Raw genomic sequence first — 16,910 nt, forward strand, 5'->3', positions numbered from 1 at the left:
GCTTGCCTGGCCCGGCACAACGACTGCATCGTCGACGCACGTCCCGCGCACTGACGCACCGGTTGCGTCGGACTGGCCATCTGACCGATTGCCGGAGCCTCCGCGTTCCGGCTATAAATCGTGCATGGACACGAATCGCTGGACCCACGACCCCGTCGGCGCCTTCCGGGCATGGCAGGAAACCGCCGCGACCGGTGCCGACCGCCGGCCGTTCGCGCCGCGTTCGGTCGTGCAGCACGTCGCGATGTTCGAACGGTTCCTGCGTCATCTGATCGCGCACCGCGTGTCGCTGGCCACGTTCGGGCCCGACCACGTCGCGGCCTTCCTGGCGGAACTCGAGCGCACCTGTGCGCCCGGCACGTCGACTCGCGTGCGCTACGCGAAGCTGATCGACCGGCTGGGCCGGCATCTGGTCGAGGCCGGCGTGCGCACGATTCATCCGGCCGGCCGGACGACGCGTGATCTCGCATGGCCGGACGGCGAGCCCGAGCCGTGCTACCTGCCGCCCGATGCCGACGCGGCGCTTCAGCACCACGTGCAACCTCGACCGGACGACACACCGGCCGATTGCCGGAATCGCGCGATCGTCGCGCTGCTGCTCGGGAGCGGCATCACTTCGGCGGAGATACGTGCGACGACGCACGACGCGCTCGATCTCGACGCGCGGCCGCCGGCACTATCCGTGCCGCGCGATCGGGCGCGGCCGGCGCGCCGGATCAGGCTCGCCGAATTTTCACTGGCGCCGCTCGCCGCATGGCGTGCGCGCTCGGCCGACGCGCCGGCATCCGCGTTGCTGTTTCCCGCACCGCGCGGCGGTGGCGCGATGAACGACATGTTCCTGCTGCTCGTGGTGCGCGACGCACTGAGCGCGATCGGCTTCCATGCGGCGGACATCAGCCCGCGCGTGCTGCGCAATACGGTTGCACGCCGCCAGTTGCTTGCGGGCCATGCACATGCCGACGTCAGTACGATGCTCGGTCTCGTCAGTACGCGAACGGTCACGCGCCTCCGGCAGACGCTGCCACCCGATGCGGCAGCGGATCGCGCCGCACACGAGCGCTGATCCCGCGTCCGGCGCAGGCTCCGTCGTCCGGTTCCCTATTCACCGGGCTTCGACTGGACCAGCCGCAGAATCCGGGTGTCGTACGGTGATTGCATCACTTCGGCAATGCGGGCCTCGGAAGCAGCCGGATGCAGTGGATTCAGCAGGAAGTTGTGCGCGTGCGGCACGACGACGCTCGGCACGCGCAGCAGCGCGCTCGGCTGCGTGTGCAGCCACTCGGTACCGGCGCTGCGGGTCCAGTCGACGTTGGATCGCCAGTCGTCCGGCGCGTCGCCCTCCGCGATTTCGGCGATATCGACCGAATCGGCCACCTCGATGCGAAGCAACTGGTACCCGCTCGGCAATTGCGCGACCGTGGCGATCTCGAAATGAACGAGCGTCTCGAGCAGCGCGAGCGCCGGATGCTCGGCGAGATACACGACGGGCTGCCCGGCGAAATGCCAGCGCCCGCCGGCGCGCAACCCGCCGATGCCTTTCAGGTCGGCGAAATTGCTGATCCGCCACAGCGTCGTCAAGCGAAATACCCCTCGTCGATCTGCGTGAGGGCTTCCTCGACGAGCCGCGCGCCATGCTCGGTGCTCGCCATGTCGAGCGACGTGCGGCCGCCGAAGCGCTGGAGCCCGTTGCGCAACCACGCCATCGCCTTGTCCTGGTCGCCGAACGTGGCCGTCGCCTGCGCGACGATGCGCGCGAGACGGATCGCCTTGTCGGATTCCTCGGGCGACAGGCGTTCGTGCGCCTGGCGACGATGGCTCAGCGTGCGGCGCGGAATGATGAAGGCCAGTTCGTCCGATTTCAGCCCGCGCTCGGACAGCCGGTCGATCACCGAGACGTCGACGCGCGCGCTCGCCAGCTCGGCAAGATCGGCCCCCGATCGGACTCGGATCGCCAGCAGTTGTTCGAGAATCGTGAATTCGGCCTGACGCGGATGCGCGACGCCCGAAGGATGAAAAGCAATGGTGCTCATGACTTCTCCCGGCAATTTGCCCAATCATTATAGGCGTTTTGCCAGGAACTGGCGGAAGGTGGATGGAGAGTGTGGCTGTGGTGGAGATCAGGGTGTCCGCAAAGGCGGGGGCAAGCATGACCCACCTGCCTGGAGGCGCGTTACTGGGGGGCGAATCAAAGATTCGCCAGGGTGATGGAAGGCACTTGTTCAGTATATAAAGTCGGGGAAATATCACGTGGTTGTCACGTAACAACATCTTTACTGATTTCATCCGCTCCCAATCCGCCGCCCATTCTTCCTGACAAGGCCGAGAGGTTCGCCAAGGACACGGAGACTTCGTCAAGCGCGGCCCCCGTCCCCGGCACTGGGAACGCCGCTCCCGGCAACTCACCGTTCGTCACGACGGAAACACATCGCAGCGCCTCGCGCCGGATGCGTTCCCATATCGCACGTTTCTCGTCGTCGGTCATGAACACCCAGTGCGAGACCTCGTCGGCCATTCGGCCTCCCCTTGCAGGCATCGTCGAACAGTGTCGAGCACACACCGACACCGGGGCTGTCGGATATGTAGTGAGGTTTGGGCGCCATCGAAACACTCGTATGGGTCGAAAATCCGGCAGCGCAACGAATCACGCCCCCATACACGGCTACCTTTCCGCTGGTGATGCAGCGATGCCGCGTCGCCGTACCGCCCGGCTTGCTTCGACGACACCGCAAGCCGCACCCATGTCGCCGTAATGTCCACGCCATATGTCGATCCGGCCTTCGCACAGTTGCCGCCTTGTCGTGGAGGATGTTCTGCGACTCTCCCCGAAGATCCAACGCGTGGTGCTGTCCAACAAAGTCGGCCGCACCAAGTACACCGGTGAACGTCGGAAAACATGCAACCGCCTGCCGATTGCCGTGAAGGTTTTCGCCATTGTGTATCGGCTAATGCCATGCGCCACAGCACACGCCGTACGCACCGGCATCATTCGCACGCGTGCGCTGCTCCGGAATCTCTTCGCGATCAGCCAGACGTCCTGCGACGGCGCGGGGCCGTGCGGGCCGATCGTCTGGATGTTGACGTCATCTTCGACCGGCGCGCCGTTTGCTCCGATCAGTTTTCGATCGTTCGACCGGCCCAACATAATCGCACTCCTGAATAATATGCGAATCGCGATTCGCGTGGCGCGCACGATCTCCGTTCAGCAGCAGAGGTCGTACGCCATACCGCGAACAATCAGCCCGCCCACGCGGACGACCGGATCACGCTGCAGAAGTTGCCGGCGTGGAAATGCGGATCCTTGTCGCCGAGCACGTCGGCCTTCACGTTGCCGAATGTCGTGTCGGGCTTGTGCCTGATCCCGTCGTAGAACGCCTGGATGATGTCTTCCTTGAAGTGCGGCGTACGCGGATGCGCACGGACGACGGCCTCGCGTTCGACGTCGCTGTATTCCGGATATTTCAGGCCCAGCACATCCATCTCGACACCCGCGGTCACGAGCGCGATCACCGGATGCATGTGCTGCGGGATACCCGGCGTGGTATGCAGTGCGATCGAAGTCCATACCACATCGATATCCTGCTGCGAGATGCCCTTGCCCTTCAGGAAATCGCGGGCGGCGTTGGCGCCGTCCACCTCGAACCGCTCGCACGCGCTGCTGTGTTTGTGCGTGAGCCCCATGTCATGGAACATGCAGCCGCAGTAGAGCAACTCGGGATCGTATTTCAGACCGCGCCGCTGGCCCGCGAGCGCAGCGAAATAGAAGACGCGGCTGGAATGATGGAACAGCAACGGCGACGCGGTATCGCGAACGAGTTCGGTGATCTCGCGCGTCAGTTGGCTATCGGGAATGGTGATGCCTGCAACGTTCTCAGTCATGATCGATCTCCATTGAAAACACCCTTGATTCTCCGGATCCCGATAGCTGTCTCCAATAGACGCATTACGTCAAATCCTGCCATTTTGCGCGACAGACGGACACGGTGCCCGCACGGCAAGAAGAACGTCGGAAACAGGCTCCGCCGCGCGCTCCGTGCATCGCCGGCCCCTCTATACTGCTACCCGTCACGTTCGAAACAACACGCAATCGATCATGCCGAAGGTCGTGGGAATCTTCGCCGTTCCGGGCGTTCAACTGCTCGATGTCTCCGCACCGCTCGACGTCTTCGCGCAAGCGAACGCCGAATGCGGGAAACCGTTCTATACGTTGCGGATCATTGCCGGCGAGTCCGGCCCGATCCGCAGTTCGTCCGGCGCGCAGCTGCTGCCCGACTGGATCGTTCCCGACATTCCCGAGCGCATCGACACGCTGCTGGTCGCCGGCGCGCCGAGTGCCGGCCGGATCGCACTGCGCACCGACGTGCTCGCGTGGCTGCGAGCGGCGGCCGTGCAGAGCAAGCGCTACGGCTCGATCTGCACCGGCGCGTTCATTCTCGCGGCCACCGGCCTGCTGAAAGGGCGTCACCTGACCACGCACTGGGCTGCCGCGGACGCGCTTGCCGAAGCCTATCCGTCGCTCGCCGTCGACGCGGACGCACTGTACGTGCGCGACGGCAAGCTGCGCACCGGCGCCGGCGTGACGGCCGGGCTCGATCTCGCGCTCGCGCTGGTCGAGGAAGATCTCGGCCGCGAGATCGCGCGGCGCGTCGCCGCGCAACTGGTCATGTTCTTCAAGCGACCGGGCGGGCAACTCCAGTTCAGCCGCAAGGGCGAGGCGCGCCCCGCCGGGCGTTCGGTACTGCAGGAGGTCCAGCGCTGGATCGCGGCCAATCCGGAACTCAAGCACTCGGTGGCGGAGATGGCGAAGCATGCAGGCATGAGCCCGCGCCACTTCGCTCGGCTGTTCCGCGCGGAAGTCGGCATGACGCCTGCCGCATGGGTCGAGGCGACCCGGATTTCGGCAGCCCGCCACCTGCTCGAGAACGGCCACGACACGCCGAAACAGGTCGCCGCGAAATGCGGCTTCGCGAACGTCGATACGCTCAGGCGGTCTTTCACCCGGCACGTCGGCATCACACCTGCCGAATACCGGAAACGGCAGGCAGTCCTGGCCGAGTGACGCGGCGGTACGCAGGCGATACGACACGAACGATGATGTCGTCAGCCCCACTCGAACACTTCGGAATACGATTTATTCATCGTTGTCCGGCCACTTGCCGATCGACGACATCGCTCCATTGACGGCCTCGCCCCTGGTCCAGATCAAGCGCCGGACAAGCCCGCAATCGTCAGACGAAATACTCGCCCGTTCAGATCGTTTACCCAGTTGCAATAATTATTCGCTGGAACGCGTATTTCCGACCGGTAACGCGATCGCTACGATGCAATCAACCGCTGAACGCAACAAGCGAAGCGCGAAATCAATGAAACCGGAGGTCGTCATGAAGTCGTTCATCTACGCTGTCGTCGCCGCAACCGCCCTGTCCGCCTCGTACGGCGCATTCGCACAGTCGAATCCGTCGGGCCAACTGACGCGTGCCCAGGTGCGCGCGGAACTCGTCCAGCTCGAACAGGCCGGCTACAAGCCCGAAGTCTCCGATCAGTATTACCCGCGCGCGCTGCAGACCGCACAGGCCCGCGTGACGAACGCCGATGAAGCCGGCTACGGCGCGCAAGCCGCCGCTGGTGTGCGTGCCGGCCGCGCGATCGCGGTCAAGCAGGACGGCCGCGACTCCGTGTATTTCGGCCAGTAAGCGCCCGTCACGCGCCGGCATATTCCGACACGCGCGGCACACCGCACGACACCCCGCTCCCGTTCAAACGGGGCGGGGTGTTGCTTTTCGGTCATCCGTTCCGGGAACGAATCGCCCCCCATCGCACGCGGTCTTGCGAACGCCGTGCCGTTCACGCAGGCAGCCTGTGTTTGCGCATAGAATGGCCGCGTGGTCGGCGCCGGCCGAAACGAACGCGAGCGGAAACCACGACGCCCGGCTTGCCCGATCGTCGCCGCGCCGCAGGCCGGCCCCGATGCCGCACTCATCGCATTTTTCGAAAAGGAGCGGTTTCATGTCTCAAACATCCGGTTCCATGATCACGTTTCGACGCCCAGACGGCCAGGAACTGCAGGGCTATCTCGCCACGCCGGCAAAAATCGAAGGCGCGCCCGCGGTCGTCGTCATCCAGGAATGGTGGGGGCTGAACGACCAGATCCGCGGCGTCGCGGATCGCCTCGCGCGCTGCGGCTACTTCGCGCTCGTGCCCGACCTGTATCGCGGCAAGTCGACGGTCGAGGAAGAAGAAGCGCATCACCTGATGACCGGGCTCGATTTCGGCGACGCGGCCTCGCAGGACATTCCGGGCGCCGTGACCTATCTGAAGACGCTTGCGTCGCGTGTCGCGGTAACGGGTTACTGCATGGGCGGCGCACTCACGCTGCTGTCGCTGCAGTTCGCCGACGCGGACGCGGGCGTCACGTGGTACGGTTTCCCGCCGCTCGACTACCTCGATCCGGCGAAGCTCAAGGTGCCGCTGATGGGCCACTGGGGCACGCAGGATGCGTTCTTCGCGATCGACCAGGTCGATGCGCTCGAGAAGAAGCTGACCGACGCGAAGGTCGGTTTCGAATTCCATCGCTATCTCGCGCATCATGCGTTCGCGAACGAAACGGCCGTCGGCCCCGGCCGTATCGCCGGCACGCAGTTCGATCCCGTGTGGTCGCAAATGGCATGGGATCGCACGCTGACGTTCTTCGGCCGCACGCTTTGGACAAAGCAGGCGTAGCGCAACATCGCTTCGGATGTGAGCAGCCGAGCAATAAGAAAACGCCACGGACTTTCGTCCGTGGCGTTTTCGCTTTTGCTTCTCGCCGGTTCGGCAGGCAGAAGCAGTTTCCCGCTCCTGCCCCGCCTTTCACTTAGCCGTTCGTCGCCGCCGACGACGCAGGCGCCGGAGCGGACGCCTTGTCGTAGTCGACCGGCGCATCCGGCGCGCGCGGCGTCTCGCCTGCCCGCTGAATCCACCCGCCGCCCAGTGCGCGGTACAGGTCGACGAGGTTCGTCCAGCGCGCCAGACGTGCGTTGATCAGCGTCTGCTGTGCCGAGTACAGATCCGTCTGCGCGGTCAGCACCGACAGGTAGCTGTCGACGCCGTTCTTGTAACGCAGGTCCGACAGGTCGAAACGTCGCTGCTGCGCGTGCTCGTTGCGCTCGAGCGCCGCGATCTGCTGGTCGTACGTACCGCGTGCGGCCAGCCCGTCCGACACTTCGCGGAATGCCGACTGGATCGCCTTCTCGTAGTTCGCGATCTCGATGCGTTTCTGCACGTGCGCGAGATCGAGATTGGCGATGTTCGAACCGCCCTCGAAGATCGGCAGCGCAATACTCGGCGCAAACGACCATGCCGCCGTGCCGGCCTTGAACAGGCCGCCGAGCGTCGGGCTCGCGGTACCGAACGCCGCCGTCAGCGAGATGCGCGGGAAGAACGCCGCGCGCGCCGCGCCGATGTTCGCATTCGCGGCCAGCAGCGTCTGCTCGGCCTGCATCACGTCCGGACGACGCGTCAGCAGATCCGACGGCAACCCGGCCGGCACGTCCGTCAGCAGGTTCTGCGCGTCGAGCGGCATGCCTGCCGGCAGGTCGTCCGGAAGCGGCTCGCCGATCAGTTGCACCAGCATGTTCAGTGCCTGCGCACGCGCACGCGCCTGCGCCTGCTGGTTCGACAGCGCCTGCTCGACCACCGTCTGCGCCTGACGCAGCTCGAGCTCGGAGCCCGTGCCGTTGTCGAACTGCAGCTTCGTCAGGTCGTACTGCGCCTGAGCGGACTTCAGCGTGTCCTCCGTGACCTTCAGCAGGTCATCGGTCGACAACAGCGTCAGGTATTGATCGGCCACCTGCGACACCAGCGAGATCTCGAATGCCTGCCGTGCATACGACGTCGACAGGTACTGCGCGAGCGCCTGGTCCTTCAGGCTCTGCACGCGGCCGAACAGGTCGAGTTCCCACGACGCGGACAGCCCGACGTTGTAATTGCGCGAGATCAGCGGCGCATTGGTCGTCGACAAGCCCTGCGGAATGCGCTGGACACTGCCCGTGCCCGTGCCGTCGAGCGTCGGGAACAGCTCCGCGCGCGTGATCTGGTACTGCGCGCGCGCCGCCTCGATGTTCAGCACCGACACGCGCAGGTCGCGGTTGTTTTTCAGCGCGATCTCGATCAGCCGCTGCAGGCGCGGATCGACGAAGAATTCGCGCCAGCCGATGGCGGTCGCCGCCTGGCCGTTCGCGCTGCGCCCGCCGGCCGCACCCGGCTGCGTCGCGTAGACGCCGCCGGCCGGGTACGCCTGCGCGACGGGTGCGTCGGGCCGCTTGTAATGCGGCGCCATCGTGCAGCCCGCAGCGAACAACGCGGCAGCCATCGCGACCGCACTTGCAGTCAAAGCATGTTTTTGCATCGTTACTGCCCCTTCGAATCGTGTGCGTCGCCGTGACTGCGCTGCAGGTCGCCCTGCACGAGACGCCAGGCATCGTCGACGTTCTCCGTCTCGCCGCTGAAGATCGCGCGAACCCGCACGAAGAACATCGGGATCATGAAGATCGCGAGGAACGTCGCCGTGATCATCCCGCCGATCACGCCCGTGCCGATTGCATGCTGGCTCGCCGAGCCCGCGCCGTTGCTGATCGCAAGGGGCAGCACGCCGAGCATGAATGCGAGCGACGTCATCAGGATCGGACGCAGCCGCAAGCGTGCCGCCTCGATCGCCGCGCGCACCGGCCCCATGTTCTCGTTCGCCTGCAACTCGCGCGCGAACTCCACGATCAGGATCGCGTTCTTCGCGGACAGGCCCACGGTAGTCAGCAGGCCGACCTGGAAGAACACGTCGTTCTCGAGGCCGCGCAGCATCGTCGCGAGCAGCGCGCCGACCACGCCGAGCGGCACCACCATGATCACCGAGAACGGGATCGACCAGCTTTCATACAGTGCCGCCAGACACAGGAACACGACAAGGATCGAGATCGCGTACAGGATCGGCGCCTGCGAGCCGGACTGGATTTCCTGGAACGACAGGCCGGTCCACGAGTAGCCGATACCTTCCGGCAGCTTGCTCGCGAGCGCTTCCATCGCGGCCATCGCCTGGCCGGTCGACTTGCCCTCGGCAGCCTGCCCCTGGATCTCGATCGACGATACGCCGTTGTAGCGTTCGAGCTTCGGCGACCCATAGCTCCAGTGGCCGGTCGAGAACGCGCTGAACGGCACCATGCCACCGGTGCTGTTGCGCACGTACCAGATGTTCATGTCTTCCGGGGTCATCCGGAACGGCGCGTCCGCCTGCACGTACACCTTCTTGATCCGGCCATCCGTATCCAGGAAGTTGTTCACGTACTGCGACGCCCACGCGATCGAGAACGTCTGGTCGATCGCCGCAGCCGTCACGCCGAGCGCGTTCGCCTTCTCGCGGTCGATGTCGACCGTGTACTGCGGCGTATCGTTCAGGCCGTTCGGGCGCACGAGCGCCAGCGTGGGATCCTTCGCGGCCATTCCGAGCAACTGGCCGCGCGCGGCCATCAGCGCCTCGTGGCCGAGACCGGCGTTGTCCGTCAGCTCGAAGTCGAAGCCGGCCGCCGTACCGAGTTCGGGAATCGACGGCGGGTTGAACGGGATCACCATCGCGTCCTTGTACTGCGAGTAGTGCGCGAAGGTCCGGCCGATCAGCGCCTGCACCTTCTGGTCTGAGCGCTGGCGATGCTCGTACGGTTTCAGCTTCACGAACACGAGGCCCGCGTTCTGGCCGCGGCCCGCGAAGCTGAAGCCGTTGACCGTGAACACCGAGTCGACCACATCCTTCTCGGTCGTGGTCAGGTACGTGTTGATGTTGTCGAGCGTCTTGCCGGTCGTTTCCTGCGTGGAACCGGACGGCGTCTGCACGATCATGAACATGTAGCCCTGGTCTTCATCCGGCAGGAACGACTTCGGCAGGCGCACGAACATCACGCCGACCGCGATGAACACGGCCAGGTAGATCACGAGCCAGCGCCCCGAGCGCCGGATCACGTGGTTCACGCCGCCCGTATAACGATCGCGGCTGCGGTCGAAGGTACGGTTGAACCAGCCGAAGAAGCCCTTCTTCTCTTCGTGATGCCCTTGCGGAATCGGCTTGAGGATCGTCGCGCACAGTGCCGGCGTCAGGATCAACGCGACGAGCACCGACAGCACCATCGCCGACACGATCGTCAGCGAGAACTGGCGATAAATTGCGCCGACCGAACCGCCCGAGAACGCCACCGGCACGAACACCGCCGACAGCACCAGCGCCACGCCGACGAGTGCGCCGGTGATCTGGCCCATCGCCTTGCGGGTCGCCTCCTTCGGCGACAGGCCCTCCTCCGCCATCACGCGCTCGACGTTCTCCACCACCACGATCGCATCGTCGACCAGCAGGCCGATCGCGAGCACGAGGCCGAACATCGACAGCGTGTTGATCGAGAAGCCGGCGAGGCCCATGATCGCGAAAGTGCCGAGCAGCACGACCGGCACCGCGATCGTCGGGATGATCGTTGCCCGCAGGTTCTGCAGGAACAGGTACATCACGAGGAACACGAGCACGATGCCTTCGAGCAGCGTCTTGACCACTTCCTCGATCGACAGGCGCACGAACGGCGTCGTGTCGTACGGATAGTGGACGACGAGGCCGTGCGGGAAGTACTTCGACAGCTCCTGGACCTTGGCCCGCAGCGCCGTCGCGGTCGCGAGCGCATTCGCGCCCGTCGCGAGCTGAATGCCGAGGCCGGCCGTCGGCTGCCCCATGTACTTCGTGTCGAACGTGTAGTTCTCCGAGCCGAGCGCCGCGCGGCCGACGTCCTTCAGGCGGACCTGCGAACCATCCTGGTTGACCTTCAGCAGGATGTTGCCGAACTGCTCGGGGGTGCGCAGCAGCGTCGATTCGGTGATCGTCGCCTGCAGCATCGTGCCCGGCTTCGCCGGCGTGCCGCCGATCTGGCCGCCAGCGATCTGCACGTTCTGCTGCGTGATCGCCGCCGACACGTCGGTCGGCGTGAGGCTGTAGTTGGTCAGCTTGACGGGATCGAGCCAGATGCGCATCGAGAACTGCGAACCGAGCAGCAGCGTCTGGCCGACGCCGTTTACGCGGCTGAGCGGATCGAGCACGTGCGACGCCACATAGTTCGTCAGGTCCTCCTTCGACATGCTGCCGTCCTCGGAGTTGAACGCGAACCACATCAGCCAGTTGCTGCTCGACTTCGTGACCTGCATGCCGAGTTGCTGCACGACCTGCGGCAGGTTCGGTGTCGCGAGCGACAGCTTGTTCTGCACCTGCACCTGCGCGACGTCCGGATTCGTGCCCGGCGAGAAGGTCAGCGTGATCGTCGCGTTGCCCGAGTCGTCACTGGTCGACGACATGTACAGGAAGTTGTCGAGACCGCTCATCTGCTGTTCGATCACCTGCGTCACCGTGTCTTCCACCGTCTTCGCGGAAGCGCCCGGATAGTTCGCCTGGATCTGGATCGTCGGCGGTGCGATCGTCGGATACTGCGCGATCGGCATCTTGAAGATCGATGCGACGCCGGCCAGCATCAGCACGATCGCGATCACCCACGCGAAGATCGGGCGATCGATAAAAAACTTGGCCATGAAACGGACTCCTTGTTATTGCGCGGACGACGCAGCGGTCGAACTCGCGGCAGCATTGGCGACGGTGCTTGCCGGCGCGGCGCCGGACGCATTCGCGGCGCTTGCCGGTGTGCCGGACGCGGCGTCCGGCGCCGGTGCGAGCTGCGCCGCGACGGTCTTCACGGTCGCCCCCGGGCGCACCTTGTCGGCGCCCTGCACGATCACGTGATCACCCGCTTGCAGACCACCTTCGACCACCCAGTTCGGGCCCTGCATGCCCGTCGTCTTCAGCGGACGCGGCTCGACCTTGTTGCTGGCGTTCACCACCATCGCGATCGCCTGACCCTTCTGGTCATGCGTGACGCCGATCTGCGGCACCAGGAACGCGTTCTCGTTCACGCCTTCCTCGATCCGTGCACGCACGAACATGCCCGGCAGCAGCACCTTGCCCGGGTTCGGGAAGACCGCGCGGATCGTCACCGAGCCGGTGGTCTGGTCGACCGTCACGTCCGAGAACTGCAGCTTGCCCGGCTCCGAATAGGTCTTGCCGTCTTCCAGGATCAGCGACACCTTCGCCGCGCCCGGGCCGGACGTCTTCAGGCGCCCGCTCTGTACGTCCTGACGCAGCTTCAGCCCTTCGAGGCTCGATTGCGTGAGGTCCACATACACCGGGTCGAGCTGCTGCACCGTCGACATCAGCGTCGCCTGGCTCGCCTGCACGTATGCGCCCGGCGTCACCTGCGAGATGCCGACGCGGCCGGTGATCGGCGACACGACATCGGTATAGCCGAGGTTGATCTGCGCGGTATCGACCGCCGCCTTGCCGGCCGCGACGTCCGCCGCGGCCTGGCCTTGCGTGGCCACCGCGTTGTCGTAGTCCTGCTTGCTGACCGCGTTCGCGGCCACCAGCACCTTGTAGCGTGCGACCAGCGCGTTCTGCGTGACGAGGTTCGCCTGCGCCTTCGCGAGCGTTGCCTTCGCGCTGTTCAGCGCGGCGATGTAAGGCGCCGGGTCGATCTTGTAGAGGCGCTGACCGGCCTTGACGTCGGTGCCTTCGGTGAATTCACGGCGCAGCACGATGCCGTCGACCCGCGCGCGGACCTGCGCGACGAGGAACGCGCTGGTGCGGCCCGGCAGGTCGGTGAAGACCGGTACGGCTTGCGGCTGGACGGTGACGACGCCGACTTCCGGCGTTTGCGGCGGCGGTGCCGATTCTTTTTTCCCGCACGCGGCCAGGAAAACGGCGGCCGTTGCGGCAGTGATTAAGCGGTATGGAACCCGTTCGACGCGCATGGAGCGACCTCTCGCAAATAGACGACCTTCAATTGGAATCACCAGATCTCCTCGTAACCTGCACGCGCGGCCGGAATGCTGTCGCGTCCTGTTTGCCGCGGATGCGGTCGCGTATGTCGGGCGTTCGTTGCGCCCTGCGGAGCGTTCGTTCGTCGAACTGCTTCCGTGGAAAAAGCGTCATGAGCCCGGCACTGGCGGGCGGGCGTTGCCGCGGCGACCAACCGGGCCGCTAACTCGCGGGCCGGAACGCGGTGCCGGCGAATTCGATGAATGCCCGTGCAGCGGCCGGCAGATGCGCGGTACGCGCATGCGCGAGCTTCAGCGTGACGGGCGCAAGCGAGTGAACCGGTGCAACGCGCACCAGCGCACCGTCCGCCAGATCGGCGTCGACGAGATACGCGGGCAGCACTGCGGCGCCCATGCCGGCCACGGCCAGCCGCCGTGCCATCTCGAGATGGCCGACTCCCTGACTGCCGCCGGGCGTCGCGTCGGGCCGGAACGCAGCCGCATCGTCGCCACCGGCGGCCGGCAGATCGAGCCGCACGGCCGCAAGATCGGGCCAGTCGCCCGACGCAGCCGCGCCGCCGTGTGCGGCGACATAACCCGGTGCCGCGACGCGCACGGATTCGTAAGAGGCCAGCGTGTGCAACGCGTGCGCACCTGTCACCGGCATGCCGTCGGTCAGGAACGCAACGTCGATGTCTTCGGATGTCAGATCGACATGTGCGTCGGTCAGCGTCACGGTCGGCCGCACGTCCGGGAACCGGCTCACGAAACGATCGAGCAACGCGCTCAACTGGCTGAGCCCGAACGCGACCGGCGCGGCAATGCGCAGCGCGCCTTCCGGCTTGCTGCCCATCGCGACGAAACGACCGTCGATCTCGTCGATCGCCCCGAGAATCCGTTCGACGCGCGTGAGATACAACTCGCCGATTTCCGTCAGCGACTGGTGGCAGGTGCTGCGTTGAAGCAGGCGTGCACCAAGGCGCGTCTCGAGCGCATCGACCAGCCGGCTCGCCATCGCCGTCGACACGCGCAGCCGCGTCGCCGCCCGGCGAAAACCGCCTTCCCTTGCCACCGTCACGAATGCCCGAATCGATTGAAGTTGGTCCATTTGTCCGGATTCCCCTGCGCGGTCGGCCGCCTGGACGCGCACACCCGCTGCCACGTCCCGACCGACATGGGACGGCCCGGCCAATGCGGCGGCACCGACGCCGGCCACGCCGGATCGGTCGGTGCGCTCGCGCCGGACGCGCACCGGCATGCAACGGACGCAAGCCGGCCTCGGCTGGCCCGATGCACGAATATTCGAATAGCAGTCCTGAGTCTCTTGCAGCGATTCACAGCGGCAACGCCGGCGGCATCCGTCGGCCTGGCGACGCTCATACCTGCATCACCCGAGCGCACTGGAACACGTTTCTTTCAGCAGGTGCAATGGTATGAAAACCGCCGGAAATTGGCTTGCCTGATCCTGCGATTGTTTTGCCTTAATTTCCGAATTTGTGCGCTGCACACTGCGCAACGACGGGCAATACGGCCGCCGGCCGTGCAGATCCGGATGATTGGGCTGATTTCCAACAGATTTAGGCAATCACGTGCGCGCGACTCGCCGTACGATGTGACCGCCACGCCAGCCACCTGCCGAGACACCGACGGGGAATCGCAGTCGCGCACCTTGCACCGCCCCCTCGGTCATCCGCTCACGCAATATGGAAATCGACGCCCGAACGACGCCGCTACAGCGCACCACACCTGATCACGACCCTCAGTCGCCCACAGCCCGGCTCGCTGCGCTGATCGCCGCCTATGCACCGCACGACGGCACGTTCGAGCTCCCGGTGCGTGGCTTGCGCATCGCACGCGTGTCCGCGTCGCCGCCACACTGGAACCATGGCGTGCACCACGCGTGCCTGAGCATCGTCGGACAAGGCGCGAAATCGACACGGGTCGGCGACGCCGCCTACGTGATCGACGAATCGCGGATGCTGGTTACGACTGCCGACTTGCCCGCCACCGGCCGCGTGACGCGCGCGAGCCTGGCTGAGCCGTTTCTTTACGCACAACTGGAACTCGACCCGGCCCGCATCGCGGCGCTCACACCACGCGTGTTTCCGCGCGGGCTGCCGAAGGCCGTCGACTGCGGCGCACTCGACACGCACGATGCGCCACCCGAAATCATCGACGCCATCGCGCGGCTGATGCAACTGATCGCACAACCCGACGACATCGACCTGCTCGCGCCGCTGATCGTCGACGAAATCCTCATCCGGCTGCTGCGCGGCCCGTCGGGTGCGCGCGTCGCGCAGGTCGGTCAGGTCGACTCGACGACACAGCGCATCTCGCGTGCGGTCGCCTGGATCCGCGACCACTACCTCGATCCGATGACGGTCGAATCACTCGCGCGACAGGTGGACATGAGCCCGTCGACGTTCCATCACCACTTCCGCGCGGTCACGTCGATGAGCCCGTTGCAATGCCAGAAGATGCTGCGGCTGCAGGAGGCGCGCCGCCTGATGTGCCTGTCGGCAATGGATGCGCAGCAGGCGTGCCGCAGTGTCGGCTATGTGAGCGCGTCGCAGTTCAGCCGCGAATACGCACGCCTCTTCGGCGATGCGCCGGGCCGCGATGTCGTGAAGCTGCGCGACCAGACGGTGCCGCTATCCCGCGTCGCGCCGTAGGCCACGCACGTCACGTGCGCGGCACCCATGCACCGAACCAACGATGTTCGATATCGAAAGCAAGCACTTTCACAAAGGCCGGCCGGTTGCCCGCGCATCCTTGGTCGAGCCGGTCGTGCAGATGAATTCGATACCCGGCTCAAATACAGGACTGCATATTATTGGTTCGATTGACGCGCAGCGTCATCCTCGCGCGCCGATGGCGCGACTTCAGGACGTGCAGGAAGCGTTCAGCGCAGCCTCGTCGGTGGACAGCATTTCGGGTACGCATTCACGCAGAAAATCGACGAACGTGCGGATTTTCGCATCGAGATACTGGCGCGATGCGTACAGCGTGTAGACGGTCAGCTTCTGCAAGCGGTAGTCGGGCAGCACGCGCACCAGCGCGCCGCTCGCAAGCGCGGGCAGTGCCGACGACATCGGCAGCGAACCGATGCCGAGGCCGGCGCGCAATGCGGCGCCGAGCGCATCGGCGATGTTCACCTGGAAATCTGGCAACGGCAGGTCGAACGTCTCGGGGCCGTCGGGGCCGTCGAGATGCCAGCGATCGCGCGGAAATACGGGCGTGACGATCTGCAGGCACGCGTGGCCGTCGAGCTCGCGCACCGTACGCGGCGTACCGCGCTCCTTCAGATACGCGGGCGACGCGCACAGCACGCTGTGCACCTCGCCGAGCCGCTGCGACACGAGCCCCGAATCGGGAAGCTCCGTCGCACTCAACTGCAGCGACACGTCGTAGCCTTCGTCGATGATGTCGGGCACGTGCTGCGACAGCGTGAGCTCGACCGCGACCGACGGATAACGCTGCCGGTAACGCACGACGGCGGGCACCACGTAGGCCTGGCCGAAGCTCGTCGTCGCATGAACGTGCAGCCGCCCGGACGGCTTCGCCTGTGCATCGGCCGCCTCGGCTTCCGCTTCGTCGATATAGCCGAGGATGCGCTGGCAACGGTCGAGATAACGCTGCCCGGCATCGGTCAGTGCGATGCGGCGCGTGCTGCGGTTGAGCAGGCGCGTGCGCAGATGCGTCTCGAGCTGCGCGACCGACCGCGATGCATAGGCCGTCGTGATGTCCAGGCGCTGGGCCGCGCTCGTGAAGCTGCCCTCCTCCGCAACCCGGACGAAAATGCGCATCATCTGTAACGTGTCCATCGACCTGTCCCCGGGATTGAGATCACGTCGCGCCACCGTGCGGCCATGGTGCCGGCGGTTCCGGCGCGGGCCGGTCTGGCGCGAATTGTGCGGAACAGTACAGCAGCGGTGCAGACGTGTCCAGTTCGCCGTACGCGGCATGATCCGGATGCCGAATCGTGTCGCCGAGCCGCCATGCACGCGTCGTCCGGTTCGTGTGCATGACGTCCGGACGCGCCGGCAAGCTAACCG

Annotated in this window: 13 protein-coding genes and 1 pseudogene; 5 read left to right on the plus strand and 9 right to left on the minus strand. The window is 65.6% G+C overall.

Going from position 1 to position 16,910, the window contains the following annotated elements; genetic code table 11:
- Nucleotides 1-124: 124 nt before the first annotated feature.
- Nucleotides 125-1,063, plus strand: coding sequence for a tyrosine-type recombinase/integrase (locus tag APZ15_RS33215; protein ID WP_027792218.1), 939 nt, complete (start codon nt 125-127; stop codon nt 1,061-1,063).
- 35 nt (nt 1,064-1,098) lie between these two features.
- On the opposite strand, the gene APZ15_RS33220 is transcribed toward APZ15_RS33215, so the two are convergent.
- The 4 genes and pseudogenes from APZ15_RS33220 to APZ15_RS33235 all read right to left on the minus strand — a co-directional run bounded on the left by APZ15_RS33220 (nt 1,099) and on the right by APZ15_RS33235 (nt 3,876).
- Nucleotides 1,099-1,578 carry an RES family NAD+ phosphorylase gene (locus tag APZ15_RS33220; RefSeq protein WP_027792217.1) on the minus strand — a complete coding sequence of 160 codons (480 nt, stop codon included), beginning with the start codon at nt 1,576-1,578 and terminating at the stop codon, nt 1,099-1,101.
- Nucleotides 1,575-2,030 (minus strand): type II RES/Xre toxin-antitoxin system antitoxin, encoded by a 456-nt coding sequence (parS, locus tag APZ15_RS33225; protein ID WP_006480981.1) that lies wholly within the window; start codon nt 2,028-2,030, stop codon nt 1,575-1,577. The genes APZ15_RS33220 and parS overlap by 4 nt, the downstream gene beginning before the upstream one ends.
- Before the next feature lie 369 nt (nt 2,031-2,399).
- Nucleotides 2,400-2,600: pseudogene (locus APZ15_RS42430) on the minus strand (DUF1289 domain-containing protein).
- A 634-nt stretch (nt 2,601-3,234) separates the two neighbouring features.
- The gene (locus tag APZ15_RS33235; protein WP_027792216.1) at nt 3,235-3,876 is read right to left on the minus strand and encodes an HD domain-containing protein; all 642 of its coding nucleotides are present in this window, start codon (nt 3,874-3,876) and stop codon (nt 3,235-3,237) included.
- Nucleotides 3,877-4,090: 214 nt separating this feature from the next.
- On the opposite strand from APZ15_RS33235, the gene APZ15_RS33240 reads away from it, so the two are divergent.
- From APZ15_RS33240 to APZ15_RS33250, 3 genes are all read left to right on the plus strand, one after another.
- Nucleotides 4,091-5,056, plus strand: a complete 966-nt coding sequence (locus APZ15_RS33240; RefSeq protein ID WP_027792215.1) for a GlxA family transcriptional regulator — start codon at nt 4,091-4,093, stop codon at nt 5,054-5,056.
- Nucleotides 5,057-5,378: 322 nt separating this feature from the next.
- On the plus strand, nt 5,379-5,690 hold the full coding sequence (locus tag APZ15_RS33245; RefSeq protein WP_027792214.1) for a DUF4148 domain-containing protein: 312 nt from the start codon (nt 5,379-5,381) through the stop codon (nt 5,688-5,690).
- Between the two features lie 313 nt (nt 5,691-6,003).
- Nucleotides 6,004-6,717 carry a dienelactone hydrolase family protein gene (locus APZ15_RS33250; RefSeq protein WP_027792213.1) on the plus strand — a complete coding sequence of 238 codons (714 nt, stop codon included), beginning with the start codon at nt 6,004-6,006 and terminating at the stop codon, nt 6,715-6,717.
- A 133-nt stretch (nt 6,718-6,850) separates the two neighbouring features.
- Here APZ15_RS33250 and APZ15_RS33255 read toward each other — a convergent pair whose 3' ends face one another.
- From APZ15_RS33255 to APZ15_RS33270, 4 genes are all read right to left on the minus strand, one after another.
- A complete protein-coding gene (locus APZ15_RS33255) occupies nt 6,851-8,383 on the minus strand; it encodes an efflux transporter outer membrane subunit (protein ID WP_027792212.1) in 1,533 nt (510 codons plus the stop codon).
- Between the two features lie 2 nt (nt 8,384-8,385).
- Nucleotides 8,386-11,577: an efflux RND transporter permease subunit gene (locus tag APZ15_RS33260; protein WP_027792211.1), complete on the minus strand. Its 3,192-nt coding sequence runs from the start codon at nt 11,575-11,577 to the stop codon at nt 8,386-8,388.
- Between the two features lie 15 nt (nt 11,578-11,592).
- The gene (locus APZ15_RS33265; RefSeq protein ID WP_027792210.1) at nt 11,593-12,849 is read right to left on the minus strand and encodes an efflux RND transporter periplasmic adaptor subunit; all 1,257 of its coding nucleotides are present in this window, start codon (nt 12,847-12,849) and stop codon (nt 11,593-11,595) included.
- A gap of 229 nt (nt 12,850-13,078) precedes the next feature.
- Nucleotides 13,079-13,963, minus strand: coding sequence for a LysR family transcriptional regulator (locus tag APZ15_RS33270; protein WP_027792209.1), 885 nt, complete (start codon nt 13,961-13,963; stop codon nt 13,079-13,081).
- Between the two features lie 595 nt (nt 13,964-14,558).
- On the opposite strand from APZ15_RS33270, the gene APZ15_RS33275 reads away from it, so the two are divergent.
- A complete protein-coding gene (locus tag APZ15_RS33275; RefSeq protein ID WP_027792208.1) occupies nt 14,559-15,527 on the plus strand; it encodes an AraC family transcriptional regulator in 969 nt (322 codons plus the stop codon).
- A 210-nt stretch (nt 15,528-15,737) separates the two neighbouring features.
- Here APZ15_RS33275 and APZ15_RS33280 read toward each other — a convergent pair whose 3' ends face one another.
- Nucleotides 15,738-16,679: a LysR family transcriptional regulator gene (locus APZ15_RS33280; RefSeq protein ID WP_027792207.1), complete on the minus strand. Its 942-nt coding sequence runs from the start codon at nt 16,677-16,679 to the stop codon at nt 15,738-15,740.
- Between the last annotated feature and the right edge of the window lie 231 nt (nt 16,680-16,910).

The organism is Burkholderia cepacia ATCC 25416 (genome assembly GCF_001411495.1).
In the GTDB taxonomy this organism is placed as follows: Bacteria; Pseudomonadota; Gammaproteobacteria; order Burkholderiales; family Burkholderiaceae; genus Burkholderia; species Burkholderia cepacia.

Excerpts from the sequence above, each read along its gene's own strand:
- APZ15_RS33215 (WP_027792218.1), top strand. The coding sequence starts at position 125 with ATGGACACGAATCGCTGGACCCACGACCCCGTCGGCGCCTTCCGGGCA.
- parS (WP_006480981.1), bottom strand. The coding sequence starts at position 2,030 with ATGAGCACCATTGCTTTTCATCCTTCGGGCGTCGCGCATCCGCGTCAG.
- APZ15_RS33235 (WP_027792216.1), bottom strand. The coding sequence starts at position 3,876 with ATGACTGAGAACGTTGCAGGCATCACCATTCCCGATAGCCAACTGACG.
- APZ15_RS33240 (WP_027792215.1), top strand. The coding sequence starts at position 4,091 with ATGCCGAAGGTCGTGGGAATCTTCGCCGTTCCGGGCGTTCAACTGCTC.
- APZ15_RS33245 (WP_027792214.1), top strand. The coding sequence starts at position 5,379 with ATGAAGTCGTTCATCTACGCTGTCGTCGCCGCAACCGCCCTGTCCGCC.
- APZ15_RS33250 (WP_027792213.1), top strand. The coding sequence starts at position 6,004 with ATGTCTCAAACATCCGGTTCCATGATCACGTTTCGACGCCCAGACGGC.
- APZ15_RS33255 (WP_027792212.1), bottom strand. The coding sequence starts at position 8,383 with ATGCAAAAACATGCTTTGACTGCAAGTGCGGTCGCGATGGCTGCCGCG.
- APZ15_RS33260 (WP_027792211.1), bottom strand. The coding sequence starts at position 11,577 with ATGGCCAAGTTTTTTATCGATCGCCCGATCTTCGCGTGGGTGATCGCG.
- APZ15_RS33265 (WP_027792210.1), bottom strand. The coding sequence starts at position 12,849 with ATGCGCGTCGAACGGGTTCCATACCGCTTAATCACTGCCGCAACGGCC.
- APZ15_RS33270 (WP_027792209.1), bottom strand. The coding sequence starts at position 13,963 with ATGGACCAACTTCAATCGATTCGGGCATTCGTGACGGTGGCAAGGGAA.
- APZ15_RS33275 (WP_027792208.1), top strand. The coding sequence starts at position 14,559 with ATGGAAATCGACGCCCGAACGACGCCGCTACAGCGCACCACACCTGAT.
- APZ15_RS33280 (WP_027792207.1), bottom strand. The coding sequence starts at position 16,679 with ATGGACACGTTACAGATGATGCGCATTTTCGTCCGGGTTGCGGAGGAG.